11 protein-coding genes are annotated in these 15,993 nt (G+C 72.8%); 3 read left to right on the forward strand and 8 right to left on the reverse strand.

The genetic code is table 11. The features are described from left to right. Positions 1-12: 12 nt before the first annotated feature. The 4 genes from ilvN to ilvD all read right to left on the reverse strand — a co-directional run bounded on the left by ilvN (position 13) and on the right by ilvD (position 7,248). Positions 13-528, reverse strand: coding sequence for an acetolactate synthase small subunit (ilvN, locus tag ACIB24_RS12115; RefSeq protein ID WP_398280179.1), 516 nt, complete (start codon positions 526-528; stop codon positions 13-15). A gap of 5 nt (positions 529-533) precedes the next feature. Further along, complete coding sequence (locus tag ACIB24_RS12120) at positions 534-2,315, reverse strand: acetolactate synthase large subunit (RefSeq protein WP_398280182.1); 1,782 nt, start codon at positions 2,313-2,315, stop codon at positions 534-536. Positions 2,316-2,505: 190 nt separating this feature from the next. After that, positions 2,506-5,502 carry a putative bifunctional diguanylate cyclase/phosphodiesterase gene (locus ACIB24_RS12125; RefSeq protein ID WP_398280185.1) on the reverse strand — a complete coding sequence of 999 codons (2,997 nt, stop codon included), beginning with the start codon at positions 5,500-5,502 and terminating at the stop codon, positions 2,506-2,508. 48 nt (positions 5,503-5,550) lie between these two features. After that, the gene (gene ilvD, locus ACIB24_RS12130) at positions 5,551-7,248 is read right to left on the reverse strand and encodes a dihydroxy-acid dehydratase (RefSeq protein WP_398280188.1); all 1,698 of its coding nucleotides are present in this window, start codon (positions 7,246-7,248) and stop codon (positions 5,551-5,553) included. A gap of 91 nt (positions 7,249-7,339) precedes the next feature. Between ilvD and ACIB24_RS12135 the strand changes: the two genes are divergently transcribed. Next, a complete protein-coding gene (locus tag ACIB24_RS12135) occupies positions 7,340-8,056 on the forward strand; it encodes a sirohydrochlorin chelatase (RefSeq protein WP_398280191.1) in 717 nt (238 codons plus the stop codon). Between the two features lie 169 nt (positions 8,057-8,225). Further along, positions 8,226-9,326, forward strand: coding sequence for a PQQ-dependent sugar dehydrogenase (locus tag ACIB24_RS12140; protein ID WP_398280194.1), 1,101 nt, complete (start codon positions 8,226-8,228; stop codon positions 9,324-9,326). 74 nt (positions 9,327-9,400) lie between these two features. On the opposite strand, the gene ACIB24_RS12145 is transcribed toward ACIB24_RS12140, so the two are convergent. The 4 genes from ACIB24_RS12145 to gatC all read right to left on the reverse strand — a co-directional run bounded on the left by ACIB24_RS12145 (position 9,401) and on the right by gatC (position 15,332). Then, on the reverse strand, positions 9,401-11,866 hold the full coding sequence (locus tag ACIB24_RS12145) for a putative bifunctional diguanylate cyclase/phosphodiesterase (RefSeq protein ID WP_398280197.1): 2,466 nt from the start codon (positions 11,864-11,866) through the stop codon (positions 9,401-9,403). A gap of 63 nt (positions 11,867-11,929) precedes the next feature. After that, entirely contained in the window at positions 11,930-13,480 is a 1,551-nt protein-coding gene (gene gatB, locus ACIB24_RS12150) for an Asp-tRNA(Asn)/Glu-tRNA(Gln) amidotransferase subunit GatB (protein WP_398280200.1), read from the reverse strand. After that, complete coding sequence (gatA, locus tag ACIB24_RS12155) at positions 13,477-15,033, reverse strand: Asp-tRNA(Asn)/Glu-tRNA(Gln) amidotransferase subunit GatA (protein WP_398280203.1); 1,557 nt, start codon at positions 15,031-15,033, stop codon at positions 13,477-13,479. Before gatA ends, gatB begins: the two co-directional genes overlap by 4 nt. Before the next feature lie 2 nt (positions 15,034-15,035). After that, positions 15,036-15,332, reverse strand: a complete 297-nt coding sequence (gene gatC, locus ACIB24_RS12160; RefSeq protein WP_398280206.1) for an Asp-tRNA(Asn)/Glu-tRNA(Gln) amidotransferase subunit GatC — start codon at positions 15,330-15,332, stop codon at positions 15,036-15,038. A gap of 51 nt (positions 15,333-15,383) precedes the next feature. Here gatC and ACIB24_RS12165 point away from each other — a divergent pair, with 51 nt between their 5' ends. Beyond that, positions 15,384-15,974, forward strand: coding sequence for a YdeI family protein (locus tag ACIB24_RS12165; protein WP_398280209.1), 591 nt, complete (start codon positions 15,384-15,386; stop codon positions 15,972-15,974). The last annotated feature ends 19 nt before the right edge of the window (positions 15,975-15,993 follow it).

Here is a 15,993-nt window from a genome sequence, read left to right on the forward strand (position 1 = left end):
ACTCGGGGAAGGTCAGGCCGACCGCAGGGCGCGGTCGGTGATCGAGCGGCTGCCCCGCCCAATACCGACCAGGCCCGACTGGACGAGCTCGCGGATGCCGAAGGGTTCCAGCACCCGCAGGAAGGCCTCGATCTTGTCGGGGCTGCCCGTGGCCTCGATGGTCACCGCGTCCGGGGCCACGTCGATCACGCGGGCCCGGAACAGCTCGGCCGTCTCGAGGACGTGCGACCGGGTCTGCAGGTCGGCCCGGACCTTCACGAGCAGCATCTCGCGCTGGACCGAGGCGGTGGGCTCCAGCTCGACGATCTTGATCACGTTCACGAGCTTGTTCAGCTGCTTGGTGACCTGCTCCAGCGGGAGCTCGTCGACGTCGACGACCACGGTGATCCGGGAGATGTCCGGGTGCTCCGTGGGCCCGACGGCCAACGAGTGGATGTTGAACCCTCGGCGCGCGAACAACCCTGCGACACGAGTGAGCACGCCCGGCCGGTTCTCGACCAGCACGGACAGCGTGTGCTTCTGCGACATCTCTCTCAGTCCTCCCGGTCCCACTGCGGCGCCGTGTCGCGGGCCACCTGGATCTCGTCGTTGCTGACCCCGGCCGCGACCATCGGCCAGACCATCGCGTCGCGGTGCACGACGAAGTCGACCACCACTGGCACGTCGTTGATCTCCATGGCCTTCTCGATGGTGGCGTCCACGTCCTCCGGGCTCTCGCAGCGCAGCCCGACGCAACCGTACGCGTCGGCCAGCTTCACGAAGTCGGGGACCCGGCTGCCGACCGAGGTGTGCAGGTCGGTGTTGGAGTACCGCTCGTTGTAGAAGAGGGTCTGCCACTGCCGGACCATGCCCAGGCTGCTGTTGTTGATCACCGCGACCTTGATCGGGATGTCGTTGATGACGCAGGTCGCGAGCTCCTGGTTCGTCATCTGGAAGCAGCCGTCGCCGTCGATCGCCCAGACCGTCCGGTCGGGCATCCCGACCTTGGCGCCCATCGCCGCCGGCACCGCGAAGCCCATGGTGCCCGCGCCGCCGGAGTTGATCCACGTGTTCGGGTTCTCGTACTGGATGTGCTGCGCAGCCCACATCTGGTGCTGACCGACGCCCGCGACGTACAGGGCCTCGGGCCCGGCGATCTTCCCGATCCGCTCGATCACGCGCTGCGGCGACACCTCACCGGCCGGCGGCTCGGCGTAGCCCAGCGGGTACGTCTCGCGCCAGTCGTTCAGCTGCTTCCACCAGCCGGTCAGGTCGGCCCGGTGCCCGGCGGCGAACTCGGCGCCGACGGCCACGATCAGCTCGCTGATCACATCCTTCGCGTCGCCGACGATCGGCACGTCCGCCGTCCGGTTCTTGGAGATCTCGGCCGGGTCGATGTCGGCGTGCACGATCGCCGCGTGCGGGGCGAACGAGTCGAGCTTGCCGGTGACCCGGTCGTCGAACCGGGCCCCCAGGCTGACCAGCAGGTCGGCCTTCTGCAGCGCGGTCACCGCGGCGACCGAGCCGTGCATGCCGGGCATGCCCAGGTGGGCCGGGTGGGTGTCGGGCAGGGCCCCGCGGGCCATCAGCGTGGTGACGACGGGGGCCCCGGTCAGCTCGACCAGCTGGCGCAGCTCCGCCGCGGCCCGCGCCTTGATGACGCCGCCGCCGACGTAGAGCACCGGCCGTTTGGCCTCGGCCAGCAGCCGGGCCGCCTCGCGGACCTGCTTGCTGTGCGGCTTGGCCACCGGCCGGTAGCCGGGCAGGTCGATCCGGTCGGGCCAGCTGAACCGGGTCATGGCCTGCAGAGCGTCCTTGGACACGTCCACCAGCACCGGCCCGGGCCGCCCGGTCGAGGCGATGTGGAAGGCCTCGGCGATGGTCCGCGGGATCTCGGCCGGGTCGGTGACCAGGTAGTTGTGCTTGGTGATCGGCAGCGTGATGCCGCTGATGTCCGCCTCCTGGAAGGCGTCCGTCCCGATCGACTTGCTGGGCACCTGGCCGGTGATGGCCACCATCGGGACGGAGTCCATGTAGGCGTCGGCTATGGGCGTGACCAGGTTCGTGGCCCCCGGACCGGAGGTGGCCATGCAGACCCCCACCCGGCCGGTCGCGTGGGCGTAGCCCTCGGCCGCGTGCCCGGCGCCCTGTTCGTGCCGGACCAGGATGTGCCGGACCTTCTCCGAGTCCATCAGCGGGTCGTAGAGCGGGAGGATCGCCCCACCGGGGATGCCGAAGACGACGTCGACGCCTACCGCCTCGAGCGAGCGGACGAGGCTTTGGGAGCCGGTCATCTCGGACGTGGTGGTCGGTTCGCTACTGCGTGGGCCGGACATCGCGGGCCTCTCCTTGACGATGGATGGTGGGGACGAAAAAACCCCTCGGCCCTAGGGGCACAAGGGGTCGCGCGCGCGGCGGGTCGTGAAGACCGTCAGCCGGCGCGCTGTCCGAGTACGAGGACCAGACTCATGGTCTCACCTTCCCGCGCCGGTTCCGCGGTGTCAATCGCCGAACCGTGCGTCTCGCTTAGTGAGACGCGGCGTCCGCGTGCCGGTCGACCGGCTGCTCCGGCCGGCCGGAGGTCAGGCCGCTGGCCGGACGGTCGGAGCCGGACCCCGGGCGGTACGGGCGGCTGGGCCGGCTCGGCATCGGGTGCAGGAACGGCCCGGTGACCGGGGGCCGGGCGGCCCGATCGGCCCCGTCGGCCCCCTCGCCGGGTTCGGCAGGATGAGCCCGGTCGGCGCCGTCCGCGGCATCGGTGCTGCCGTTCCGGTCGGGCCACTGCGCGCCACCGGTCGAGGTGGCCGCCGCCGCGACGGCGGCCGGCGAGCGGGCGTCCGCCGGTTCGAGGGCGACCAGGTCGATGAGCAGCGGGACGTCGTCCGCACCCCCCGCGGTGAGCTCGCCCGGGCGGGCCCCGACCGGCATGGGCGGACCGGCCAGCACCTCACGCATGGCCTGCGGCGGCAGGGCCGGGGAGAGCGCGAAGCCCTGGCCGGCGTAGGCGCCGAGTTCGCGCAGCTGCCGCACGGACTCCAGCTCCTCCATCCCCTCGGCCACGACGAGCAGGCCCAGGTCGCGGGCCATCGAGACGACCGACCGGGCGAAGGCGGTGGCGCGCGGGTCGACGCCGACGTCGTCCAGCAGGGTGCGGTCGAGCTTGACCAGCTGCACCGGCATGCGACGCAGGTACGACAACGACGAGTAGCCGGTGCCGAAGTCGTCGATCGCCACCCGGACCCCCGCGGCCCGCAGCCGTTCCAGCGCCTCGACGGCGGGCCCGGTCTGCCCGGCCAGCTGGCTCTCGGTCAGTTCGAGGACGAGGTGCGAGGGGGGAAGCCCGCAGGCGGTCAGGATCGAGGTCACCGACCCGACGAACGACGGGCTGAGCAGCTGGTGCACCGACATGTTCACGCTGACGCTGGCCGGCGTCCCGGCGTCCACCCACTCGGCCGCCTGCTGCACGGCCTGGGTGAGGACCCACTCCCCCATCTCCAGGATGATCCCGGTGTCCTCGGCGACCGCGACCAGTTCGGCCGGGCTGACCAGGTCGTCCGGGCGGTCCGGCTCGGCCGGTGAGCCGGACCCGTCGCCGGACGTGAGATTCACCCCGGGCGGCAGCCGCAGCAACGCCTCCGCCCCGACCACGAGACCGTCGGCCAGCCGGACGATCGGCTGGTAGGCGACCGCCAGGCGCCCGGCGTCCAGCGCCTCGCGCAGCCCGATCGCGATGTCGACCCGACGCCGCGCGCTCTCCTCGAGTTCCGGCGTCCACCGCCCGACCCCGGCCCGGCCGCGGGCCTTGGCCTCGTACATCGCGAGGTCGGCCTGGTGCACGAGTTCGGCCGCCTGGTCCTGCGCGGTGCTGGCCCGCCGGCCCGCCGGCAGGCCCGCGCCGCTGACCCCGACGCTCACGCCGAGGGTCACCGTGCGGTGGCCGACGGCGAACGGCGGGCTGATCGCCTCGACCACGCGCCGGGCGGCCAGCTCGGCCTCCTCCGGGCCGAGCCCCTCCAGCCCCATCACGAACTCGTCGCCGCCGAACCGGCCGACGATCGTGCGGCGGGCGTCCAGGGCCCCGGCGATCGCCTCGAACCGGCCGGCGACCTCGGTCAGCACGCGGTCGCCGGCGCCGTGGCCGAACCGGTCGTTGACCGCCTTGAACCCGTCGAGGTCGGCGTACAGGACGACGACGTCCGGCCCGGCGGGCTGCGCGCCGGCCGGCGCCTCGCTGGGTTCGGCGAGCCAGGAGCCGACCACCTCCAGCAGGTGCGCGCGGTTCACCAGGCCGGTCATGTGGTCGTAGCGGGCCAGCCGCTCCAGCCGCTGGCGCAGCTCCACGGAGTCGGTGACGTCGTTCAGGTTGGCGACCGCGCCGCCGGGCACGGCCCGCAACCGCAGCTGGGCGGTACCGGTGGCCGGTGGGGCCAGGCGCAGCTCCACCTGCGCGGAGTCGGTGCGGCCCCGGGTCACCGCCAGCACGGCCTCACGCACCGAGCGGCGGTCCTCGGCCCGGGCCAGGTCGTCGAACGACCGGCCGGTCAGCGAGGCCGGGGTGCGGTGCAGCAGGCGGACGGCGGCCGCGTTGGCCGACTGCACGCGCCCGTTGGCGTCGAGCCGGACGATCAGGTCGGACGTGTTCTCCACCAGAGCCGCCATCCGCTGCCGGGAGGCGGTGAGACTGCCTACCAGGGCGAGGTTCTCGCGCAGGGTGAAGGCCTGGAGCACGACGAGACCGGCCACCACGGCACTGACCAGGACGACGTGCATCGGCCCGGTGGTGCCGAACAGGGCCTGCACGCAGACGATCACGACCGCGCTGCTGGCCAGCACGTAGGGCAGGGCCCGGACCCGCGGCAGCGGCTGGTCGGCGGCCCGCGGCGGGCGGGGCACGCGGGTCAGGGCGATGGAGACCAGGCCACCGGCCAGGACCACCACGGCCTGCAGGGCGTAGGGCACGGTGCCGGCCAGACCGTCCCAGGCGGCCAGCGCGTCGCCGCCGAAGAGCAGGAGGACCGCGGCCGACGCCACCGCGAAGATCTGCCGGTTGCTGCCCACCCGCAGGGTCTCGGGGACGAGCACGGACAGCCGCAGCAGCAGGGCCAGGACGGCCAGGTCGACCATCGCGGGCGCGGCGTGCAGCACGGCGCTGGGCCGCGGTGAGACCGGCGCGTGGGCCAGCACCCAGACGATCGTGGTGCAGGAGGCCGCGACGAGGACCGACTCGGCGATGGCCACCCCGAGGCCGCCGATGAGCGCGGTGATCCGGCGGACGACGCCCGCCGCCATCACCAGGACCGCGCAGGCCGCGACCAGCAGCAGGACGTCCCGGACGACGCCGAACCCGTCGCCGACGCCCGGGCCGGCGAACAGGCCGGCGACCCGCGCGGCGCCCTGCAGGGTGCACGTGGCCACCACGAGCTGGGCCTCGCGCCGGTTGAACGGGTGCTCGACCTCAGCCGCCCGCCACCACGCACACCCGGCGGCGGTCGCCGTCGCGATGAGCAGGAGGTCGAGCAGCACGGGTCGAGGCTAGCTCGTAATCCTTTTTGGTGGTGATCATGCACAAAGTCAGTGGCAGACGGCGCCCTTCGAGGCGGACTGCACCAGCCGCGTGTACTTGGCCAGCACGCCCCGGGTCCACTTGTGCGGCACGGGCTCCCAGCCCTCCTTGCGGCGCGCGATCTCGTCGGAGTCCACGAGCAGGTCGAGGGTGCCGTGCGCGACGTCCAGCCGAATCCGGTCGCCGTCCCGGACGAAGGCGATCGGGCCGGCGTCCACCGCCTCGGGGGCGACGTGGCCGACGCACAGACCCGTCGTCCCGCCCGAGAACCGGCCGTCGGTCAGGAGCAGCACGTCCTTGCCCAGCCCGGCGCCCTTGATGGCGCCCGTGATGGCCAGCATCTCGCGCATCCCCGGGCCCCCCTTCGGGCCCTCGTAGCGGATGACCACGACGTCCCCGGCGGTGATGGTGCCGTCCTCGAGGGCGTCCATGGCGGCCCGCTCGCGGTCGAAGACGCGGGCGGTGCCCTCGAAGACGTCCTCGTCGAAGCCGGCGCTCTTGACCACGGCCCCCTCGGGGGCCAGCGAGCCGTGCAGGATCGTGATGCCGCCCGAGCGGTGGATCGGCTCCTGCATGGAGCGCAGCACCTTGCCGTCCAGGTCCGGGGGTGCGATCTCGGCCAGGTTCTCGGCCATCGTCTTCCCCGTCACGGTCATCACGTCGCCGTGCAGCAGGCCCGCGTCGAGCAGGGCGCGCATCACCACCGGGACGCCGCCGATCCGGTCGACGTCGGTCATCACGTGCCGGCCGAACGGCTTCACGTCGGCCAGGTGCGGCACGCGCTCGCCGATCTTGGTGAAATCGTCCAGCGTGAGCGGGACTTCGGCCTCGTGGGCGATGGCCAGCAGGTGCAGCACCGCGTTGGTCGAGCCGCCGAACGCCATGACGACGGCGATCGCGTTCTCGAACGCCTCGCGGGTCATGATGTCCCGCGCGGTGATGCCCTTCTTCAGCAGCTCGACGACGGCCTCGCCCGAGCGACGGGCGAACCCGTCCCGACGGCGGTCGGTGGCCGGCGGCGCCGCGGACCCCGGCAGGCTCATGCCGAGCGCCTCGGCCGCGCTGGCCATCGTGTTCGCCGTGTACATCCCGCCGCACGCGCCCTCGCCGGGACAGATCGCGCGCTCGATCGCGTCGACGTCCTCGCGGCTCATCAGCCCGCGGGCGCACGCCCCGACCGCCTCGAAGGCGTCGATGATCGTGACGTTCTTCTCCGTGCCGTCGGAGAGCTTGGCCTTGCCGGGCAGGATCGACCCCGCGTAGAGGAAGACACTCGCCAGGTCGAGCCGGGCCGCGGCCATCAGCATGCCGGGCAGGCTCTTGTCGCAGCCCGCGAGCAGGACGCTGCCGTCCAGGCGCTCGGCCATCATCACGGCCTCGACGCTGTCGGCGATGATCTCCCGGCTGACCAGCGAGAAGTGCATCCCCTCGTGGCCCATCGAGATGCCGTCGGAGACGGAGATGGTGCCGAACTCCAGCGGGTACCCACCCGCCGCGTGCACGCCGTCCTTGCTGGCCTTGGCCAGCCGGTCGAGGCTCAGGTTGCAGGGCGTGATCTCGTTCCACGAGCTGGCCACGCCGATCTGCGACTTGCCCCAGTCCTCGTCGCCCATGCCTACCGCGCGGAGCATCCCCCGGGAGGCGGTCTTCTCCAGACCGTCGGTGACGTCACGGCTGCGGGGCTTGATGTCAGGTGTCTCGCTCACGGCGTGATGCTACGCCCGCGGGTGGAACCCCATAGACGCGTCCTGGGCCTGTCGAGGTTTCCTCGCGCACAGAATTCGCCAAGATGTCGGGGTGAGCCAGCATCCAGCCCTGATCGCCTGTGGCCACGGCACCCGCTCGCCCGAGGGCCAGGCGGTCATGTCGGCCTGGGTGCGGGCCCTCGCGGACGCCCGCCCGGAACTCGACGTCCTGCCCGCCTTCGTGGACGTGCAGGAGCCGACGCTCGCCGACGTGGCCGGTGGGTGCGTCGAGCGCGGCCGGCGCGCGGTCGTCGTCCCGCTGCTGCTGTCGACCGGCTACCACGTGCAGGTGGACGTCGAACGCGTGGTCGCGGCGTCGTCCGGGCTGCTCGTGGCCGCGCCCGCGCTGGGTCCGGACCGGTTGCTGGTCGACCTGCTGCAGCAGCGGCTGGCCGAGGCCGGGGCGGGGCCGGAGGACGGGATCGTCCTCGCGGCGGCCGGCTCGAGCGACCCGCGCGCGGTGGGTGACGTGGAGGCAGTCGGTGAGTGGCTCGGCCGCGAGCGCGGCGTCGAGGTGGTGTGCGGGTACCTGGCGGCGGCCCGGCCGACGGTCGAGGAGGCTGTGGCCCGGCTGAAGGAGCACCGGCCGGGGGAGCCGGTCTCGGTGGCCAACTACCTGCTCGCCCCCGGGCACTTCGCCACCCGCCTGGCCCGGTTGGCGGAGGACGGGACGGTCGGGAGGGTGGCGGCCACCTTGGCCCCGGCACCGTCCCTGACCCGGCTCGTCCTTCGCCGGTTCGACCAGGTGGCCGCCACCTTCGTTCCCTGACGAGTGCTCCAACGAACCACTCACCCAGTAGTTCCCCAACGCTCATGCTGTCCAAATGCACGTTCGCGACGGTTCGAGCAGCCCCTTTCCTGTGCATTTCGACAGCATGAGCATGGGCCGGACGGCGGCTCCGCTGTCGCGACCGCGGACCGCGGGTCACGATGTGGCGATGCGCACCGTGACCGTCACGCTGGCCGCCGCCCTGCTTGCCGGGTGCACCGGCGGCTCCTCCGGGGTCACCTCGACCGCGGGGGCCGGCACCCCGTCGCCCACGAGCACGTCGAACCCGGGCACGCCTCGCCCCCGGGTGGGCGACGCGAAGGTCCTGACCACGAAGCTACGGGTGCCGTGGGGCGTCGCCTTCCTGGCCGACGGCAGCGCCCTGGTCGGCGAGCGCGCCGGCCGCGTCTCGCACGTGTCGGCCACCGGGAAGCGGACGACGGTCGGCACCGTGCGCGGGGTGAGCGAGGACGGCGAGGGTGGGCTGCTCGGCCTCGCCGCGCGTCAGAAGGGTTCGGCCACAACGCTTTTCGCCTACTACACGTCGACGTCCGACGACAACCGGGTCGTGTCGATGACCTACCGCGGCGGGCGGCTCGGCACGCAGAAGGTGCTGCTGAAGGGCATCGCGTCCGCGGACCACCACAACGGCGGCGCGCTGGCGATCGGCCCCGACGGTGACCTCTGGATCGGCACCGGCGACGCCGGGAACACGGCGCGCTCGCAGCAGCGGACGAACCTGAACGGGAAGGTCCTGCGGATCACCACGAGCGGAAAGGTCCCGGCCGACAATCCGTTCCGCGGTTCGCCGGTCTACTCGTACGGGCACCGCAACGTGCAGGGCATCGCGTTCGACAGCGCCGGGCGGACCTGGGCCACCGAATTCGGGCAGAACACGTACGACGAGCTGAACCTGATCGAGAAGGGCGCGAACTACGGCTGGCCCGTCGTCGAGGGCCGGGAAGGGAAGAAGGGGTACGTCGACCCGAAGGTGCAGTGGCCGACGTCGCAGGCGTCGCCCAGCGGGCTGGCGATCGTCGACGACGTCGCGTACCTGGGCGCGCTGCGCGGCGAGCGCCTGTGGCAGGTGCCGCTGGACGGGACCGCCGTGGGCACCCCGAAGTCGTTCTTCCGCAACGAGTTCGGCCGGATCCGGACCGTGGTCGCGGCTCCCGGTGGAAGACTCTGGCTGACGACGTCCAACCGCGACGGGCGCGGGTCCCCCGTCGCCGCCGACGACCGGATCCTGCGCGTCCCCCTCAGCTCGTGATCAAGGAAACTTCTACTTCTCGGCAGGCTGAGAGACCCGATGAACTCCGCGGGTCAGAGTGGAAGTTTCCATGATCACGAACGGATGGGCTTGGTCAGTCGGTCGGCCAGGGCGCCGAGCTCGCGGCCGGTCATCGCCGCGCCGTACAGCATCCCCTGGCCGTAGCCCACACCCATGCGCCGGACCAGGTCGTCGATCTGGTCGGACTCCACCCCCTCGACCACCACGCTCAGCCCGACGGTGCGGCCCAGGTCGAGCACGGCCCGCGTGATCGCCCGCGAGCGCGGTTCGGCGACCAGGCTCGAGGTCAGGGAGCGGTCGATCTTCAGGATGTCGGCGGGCAGCCGGTGCAGGTAGCCCAGCGCCGAGTAGCCGGTCCCGAAGTCATCGATCGCGATGGTCACGCCGAGCCGGGCCAGCCGGTGCAGCGTCTGCGCCGCCTCCCCCTCCTCGACCAGGACGTTCTCGGTGACCTCCATGACCAGCAGCTCGCGCGGCACGTTGTGCGCCTTGATGGTCTCGGCCACCACCCGCGGGAACCCGGCCACGCGCAGCTGCACCGGCGAGACGTTCCAGCTCAGGCGCAGGCCCCGCGCGAACAGCCCCTCCCGGTTGGCGGTGGTCAGCGCCTCGTCCAGCACCCGTTCCCCGAGCGCGACGACCAGCCCGGTCTGCTCGGCGACCGTGATGAACTCGCCCGGGTCGACCGGCCCGAGCTCCGGGTCGACCCACCGGGCCAGCGCCTCGGCCCCGGCCACGACACCCCGGCGCAGGTCCATGATCGGCTGGAACCGGACCTTGATGGCGTCGGTGTCGACCGCACGGCGCAGCCGGTCCTCGACCAGCAACCGGCGCCGCCGGATCCGGGCGATCTGCTCGTCGTAGACCTCCACCCGGTTGCGGCCCGCGGCCTTCGCGACCCGCAGCGCGGCCCCGGACGCCGACAGCGCCCCCAGCGGGTCGACCGACGTCACGGCCGGGGTCTCCCCGGTGTTCGATCCGGTGTTCGATCCCGTGTTCGATCCGGGGGTCGATCCCGGATTCGCCACCCCGGTGAGGATGGGCGCGCCCCCGTCGCGCAGGTCGATGACGGTGGGCGTGGCCACCGGGGCGGTCCGGACCCCGGCGCCGTCACGGTGCACGGCGGCGACCCCGACGCTGGCCGAGACCTCGACGCGGGCCACGCCGTCGACGTCCGCGGCCGACTGCCGGACCGCGGTCACAATGTTGGCGCCGACCCGGGCCCCGGCGTCGATGTCGCCGCGCAGCAGGACGGCGAACTCGTCCCCGCCGATGCGGCAGACCAGCGCCTTCGGCGGGGCGGCCTCGACCAGCCGGCGGCCCACCGCCGACAGCAGGTCGTCGCCGACCGCGTGCCCGAGCAGGTCGTTCACGTCCTTGAAGCCGTCCAGGTCGACCGTGAGCAGGCACCAGGGCTCGCCCTCGGGGATGCGACCCATCCGGGCGGCGAGCACCCGCCGGTTGGCCAGCCCGGTCAGCGGGTCCTCGGCGGCCTCGTCGTGCAGCCGGGCCAGCAACGTCCGCCGGGTCGCGGCGTTCACCAGCTCGCGCACCCCGAACACGCCGATCGCCACGGCGACCAGGCTGATCGAGCTGCGGGCCGGGGAGGGGTCGAACAGCAGCGAGACGACGGCCACCAGCAGCAGGGCGATCGTCGCGACGGTGGTGACCCGCATCCCGCGGTTGTCGGTGTACCCGCCCCGGTCGAGCCGCTCCGACCGGCGCGCGGCCGCCCGCACCGGGTCGTAGGCCAGCAGCCCGCCGGCGATCTTCGGCCAGGCCAGGCAGTTGAGCACCGCACCGAGCAGCGACCAGTCCTCGGCGATCACCCAGCGCATGATCAGCAGCTCGCCGACCGCGAAGATCGCCAGGCCGGCGGTCAGCAGCAGCAGGTTCTGGTCCAGGTCGCGCAGGTAGCCCAGGAACGCGCCACCGACCAGCACCGCGAGCACCATGACGATGCCGATCGACGCCAGCTGCGAGCGCGCCGACCAGACCCCACCCGGCGCGGGCAGCGTGCGGGCGAAGCCGAACTGCCACACCGGCAACGTGATCGCCGCCCCGAGCAGCACCGAGTCCAGCGCGAACTGCCGCAGCCCGCCGACACTGAACGCGGTGCGCAGCATGAGCAGCCCGCCGACCACCGCCAGGGGCCCGGCCAGCATCGAGACGAGGTCACCGACGCCGGGAAACGGACCACCCGGCGTCAGACCGTTCACCGTCTGCCCGGCCGCCCAGACCAGCAGCGCGGCCCCCAGGACGACCCGGAACCCGTCCGGGGACCGCAGGCCGGCCCGCGCGCCGTTCACGACCAGGGCGACGCCACCGGCCCCGGCGAACACCGCGGGCACCAACCCGGCGATCTCCTCCATGTGGGCGACGTCCTGCCAGTACAGCGCCAGGACGACGAGCGCGCCGGCCACGCTGACGGCGATCGAGGGCAGGCAGGAGGCACTCGGACGGAGCCCGGTCACGGCTCCGGCCGGACCGCGGATCTCCATCGACACCGCGCCATCCATGGCTGCCACCTCGTCGTGCCCCGCAGGGCGGTCGATGCCCCTCCTGGGGCAGTCCTGCCGCGTCTAGCTCTCGTCCACGCCCAGCTTCTCCAGCAGCAGCGCACGCACCTTCGCCGCGTCCGCCTTACCGCGCATCTCCTTCATCACGGAGCCGATCAGCGCCCCGGCCGCCTGCACCTTCCCGCCCCGGATCTTCTCCGCCACGTCGGGGTTGGCCTGGATGGCCCGGTCGACGGCCTCACCGAGCGCGCCGTCGTCCGAGACGACCTCCAGCCCGCGGGAGGCGACCACGTCGGCCGGGTCGCCCTCGCCCGCGAGCACGCCGTCCAGCGTCTGCCGGGCGAGCGTGTCGGTGAGCTTCCCGGCGTCCACCAGGGCCTGCAGCTCCACGACCTGCTCGGGCGTGACCGGCAGGTCGGTCAGCGCGACGCCGGCCGCGTTGGCCCGCCGGGCCAGTTCGCCGCTCCACCACTTGCGGGCCGCGGCCGGCGCCGCCCCCGCCGCCACCGTGGCCTCGACCAGTTCCACCGCACCGGCGTTGAGCAGGTCCTGCATCTCCTTGTCGGAGAACCCCCACGCACCCTGCAGCCGGCGCCGGCGCTCGGCGGGCGGCTCGGGCAGCGTGGCCCGCAGCTCCTCGACCCACGCCGCCTCGGGCGCGATGGGCACGAGGTCGGGCTCGGGGAAGTAGCGGTAGTCCTCGGCGTCGGACTTCTCCCGGCCCGACGTCGTGATGCCCGTGTCCTCGTGCCAGTGCCGGGTCTCCTGCAGGATCTTCGCCCCGCTGTTGAGAACCGCCGCGTGCCGGGAGATCTCGTATCGGACGGCTCGCTCGACGCTGCGCAGCGAGTTGACGTTCTTGGTCTCGGTGCGGGTGCCCAGCGGCACCGACGCCTGGTCGGCGTCGTCGCCGTCGACCTTGCGCCGCAGCGAGACGTTCACGTCGCAGCGCAGCGAGCCCTGCTCCATCTTCACGTCGCTGACCTCGAGCGCACGCAGCAGGTCACGCAACGCCGCCACGTAGGCGCGGGCCACCTCCGGCGCGCGGGAACCCGCGCCCGTCAGCGGTTTCGTGACGATCTCGATCAGCGGGATGCCGGCCCGGTTGTAGTCGACCAGCGAGTACTCGGCCCCGTGGATGCGCCCGGTGGCGCCGCCCACGTGCGTCGCCTTGCCGGTGTCCTCCTCCATGTGGGCACGTTCGATCTCGACCCGGTAGGTGTCGCCGCCCTCGAGCTGGACGTCGAGGTGACCGTCGAAGGCGATCGGCTCGTCGTACTGCGAGGTCTGGAAGTTCTTCGGCATGTCCGGGTAGAAGTAGTTCTTCCGCGCGAACCGACACCACGAGGCGATCGAGCAGTTCAGCGCCAGGCCGATCCGGATGGCGCTCTCCAGGCCCTTCTCGTTGAGCACCGGCAGCGCGCCCGGCAGGCCGAGGCAGACCGGGCAGACCTGGGTGTTCGGCTCGGCGCCGAACTCCGTCGAGCAACCGCAGAACATCTTGGTCGCCGTGTTCAGCTCGACGTGCACCTCGAGCCCGAGGACCGGGTCGTACGACTCCAGCGCCTCGTCGAAGTCGACGAGCTCGACGTGGCCGTGCGTGGCCGCGGTCATCGGGTGACCCCCTCAATCTCCGGTGCGCGATCAAGGATCGTGCCGCCCCAGCGCTCGTGAAGCAAGGCTTCGAGCGCCGCCCCGACCCGGTACAGCCGCTCGTCGGCGCGGGCCGGGGCCAGCAGCTGGATGCCAGTCGGCAGCCCGTCCTCGTCGGCGATGCCGCTGGGCAGGGACATGCCGGGGATGCCGGCCAGGTTGGCCGGGATGGTGGCCACGTCCTGCAGGTACATCGACAGCGGGTCGTCGAGCTTCTCGCCGAGCGGGAACGCGGTCGTCGGCGACGTCGGCGAGACCAGCACGTCGGCCTGCTCGAACGCCTTCGCGAAGTCACGCTGGATCAGCGTGCGCACCTTCTGCGCGGAGCCGTAGTAGGCGTCGTAGTAGCCGCTGCTGAGCGCGTACGTGCCGAGGATGATGCGGCGCTTCACCTCGTCGCCGAACCCGGCCTCGCGGGTCGCGGCCATCACGGTCTCCGCGCTCGGGGCACCCTCGGGAGTGACCCGCAGGCCGTAGCGCATCGCGTCGAACTTCGCGAGGTTGCTGCTCGCCTCGCTGGGCAGGATCAGGTAGTAGGCGGCGAGGGCGGCAGTGAAGCTCGGACAGCTCACCTCGACGACCTCGGCCCCGGCCTTCTGGAGCAGGTTCAGCGACTCGTCGAAGCGCGCGAGAACGCCCGCCTGGTAACCACTTCCGCCGCTCGCGTCACCGCTCGAATTCCCGTGCAGCTCGCGGATGACGCCGACCCGGACGCCGGACAGGTCACCGTGCGCGCCCTCCCGGGCGGCCGCCACCACCGGCGGGGTCGGGTCGGTCAGGGACGTCGAGTCGCACGGGTCGTAGCCCGCCATCACCTCGTGCAGCAGCGCGGCGTCGAGCACCGTGCGGGCGCACGGTCCGGCCTGGTCGAGGCTGGAGGCCAGCGCGATCAGCCCGTAACGGGACACCCCGCCGTAGGTCGGCTTCACGCCGACCGTGCCGGTCACGGACGCCGGCTGCCGGATCGACCCACCGGTGTCGGTGCCGGTGGCCAGTGGCGCCTCGAACGCGGCGAGCGCGGCCGCCGAGCCGCCGCCCGAACCACCGGGGATGCGGGTGAAGTCCCACGGGTTGCGGGTCGGCCCGTACGCCGAGTGCTCGGTGGAGGAGCCCATCGCGAACTCGTCCATGTTCGTCTTGCCGAGGGTCACGAGCCGGGCCGCGTCGATCTTCTGCACGACGGTCGCGTCGTAGGGCGGCACCCACCCCTCGAGGATCCGCGAACCGGCCGTCGTCGGCAGCCCCCGCGTGGTCATGACGTCCTTGACCGCGATCGGGACCCCGGCGAGCGGAGGCAGGGGCACCCCGGCCGCGCGGTCGTCGTCCACCCGCTTGGCCTGCGCCAGCGCGCGTTCGGCGGCCACGTGCAGGAAGGCGTGCACCCCGGCCTCGGCGGTGCCGTCGACGGCCGCGATGCGGTCGAGGTGCGCCTGCGTGACCTCGACCGACGACACCTCGCCCGCGCTCAGCTTCTCGGCGAGGGCCGCCGCGGTCTGCTTGATGAGCTCCGACATGGTCAGTCCTCCTCCAGGATGCGCGGCACCCGGAATCGCTGCTCCTGCGCCGCCGGGGCGCCGGCCAGCGCGTCGGCAGCCGACAGGGACGGGCGCGGCTCGTCGGGGCGGGTCACGTTGACCAGGGGCATCGGGTGCGAGGTCGCGGGGACGTCGTCGCCGGCCACCTGCGTCACGGTGGCCACCGCGCCGAGGATGACGTCGAGCTGGCCGGCCATCCGGTCGAGTTCCTCGGGGGTGAGGTCGATGCGGGCCAGGTGGGCGAGGTGGGCCACCTCGTCGCGGGAGATCGCTGACATGGTCCCTGAGTCTAGGGCTGGTTGTCGGTGGTCTTTGGCACGCTGTGCCCCATGGCGACCCGTGAGCCGGATGGAACTGAAGACGCCCCGGTCGGCTTCCCCGACGCCGCGTCGCTCGAGGCGTGGCTGGAGGCGCACCACGCGAGCGCCCCCGAGTTGTGGCTGCTGCTGCCCAAGAAGGGCTGTCCCGAGCCGAGCGTGACGCACCGCGAGACGCTCGACCTGATGCTCTGCTTCGGCTGGATCGACGCCATCCGCAAGACGTGGGACGAGCACTTCTTCCGGCAGCGGTACACGCCCCGGCGGGCCCGCAGCCGCTGGTCACAGGTCAACGTCGCCCGCGTCGGGGAGCTGACCGAGGCCGGCCTGATGCGCCCCTCCGGGCTGGCCGAGGTCGAACGGGCCCGGGCCGACGGGCGCTGGGCGGCGGCCTACGCCCCGCCGTCGCGGGCCACCGTCCCCGACGACCTGCAGGCCGCGCTCAACGCGAACCCGGCCGCCGCCGCGTTCTTCCTCACCCTGAGCAGCCAGAACCGGTTCGCGATCCTGTACCGGGTGGGCGACGCCAAGCGGGCCGAGACCCGGGCGCGCCGGATCGCGAACTTCGTGGCCGACCTGGCCGCCGGCCGGACGATCTACTGACCGGCCGGGGCACACTGAC

The sequence above is a fragment of the Spongisporangium articulatum genome (genome assembly GCF_044465595.1).
Classification (GTDB): Bacteria; Actinomycetota; Actinomycetes; order Actinomycetales; family Kineosporiaceae; genus Spongisporangium; species Spongisporangium articulatum.

Bases quoted from the DNA above. Each gene is read 5' to 3' on its own strand.
- ACIB24_RS12145 (WP_398280197.1), bottom strand. From the start codon at position 11,866: ATGGATGGCGCGGTGTCGATGGAGATCCGCGGTCCGGCCGGAGCCGTG.
- ilvN (WP_398280179.1), bottom strand. From the start codon at position 528: ATGTCGCAGAAGCACACGCTGTCCGTGCTGGTCGAGAACCGGCCGGGC.
- gatB (WP_398280200.1), bottom strand. From the start codon at position 13,480: ATGACCGCGGCCACGCACGGCCACGTCGAGCTCGTCGACTTCGACGAG.
- ACIB24_RS12120 (WP_398280182.1), bottom strand. From the start codon at position 2,315: ATGTCCGGCCCACGCAGTAGCGAACCGACCACCACGTCCGAGATGACC.
- ACIB24_RS12165 (WP_398280209.1), top strand. From the start codon at position 15,384: ATGGCGACCCGTGAGCCGGATGGAACTGAAGACGCCCCGGTCGGCTTC.
- ACIB24_RS12140 (WP_398280194.1), top strand. From the start codon at position 8,226: ATGCGCACCGTGACCGTCACGCTGGCCGCCGCCCTGCTTGCCGGGTGC.
- gatC (WP_398280206.1), bottom strand. From the start codon at position 15,332: ATGTCAGCGATCTCCCGCGACGAGGTGGCCCACCTCGCCCACCTGGCC.
- gatA (WP_398280203.1), bottom strand. From the start codon at position 15,033: ATGTCGGAGCTCATCAAGCAGACCGCGGCGGCCCTCGCCGAGAAGCTG.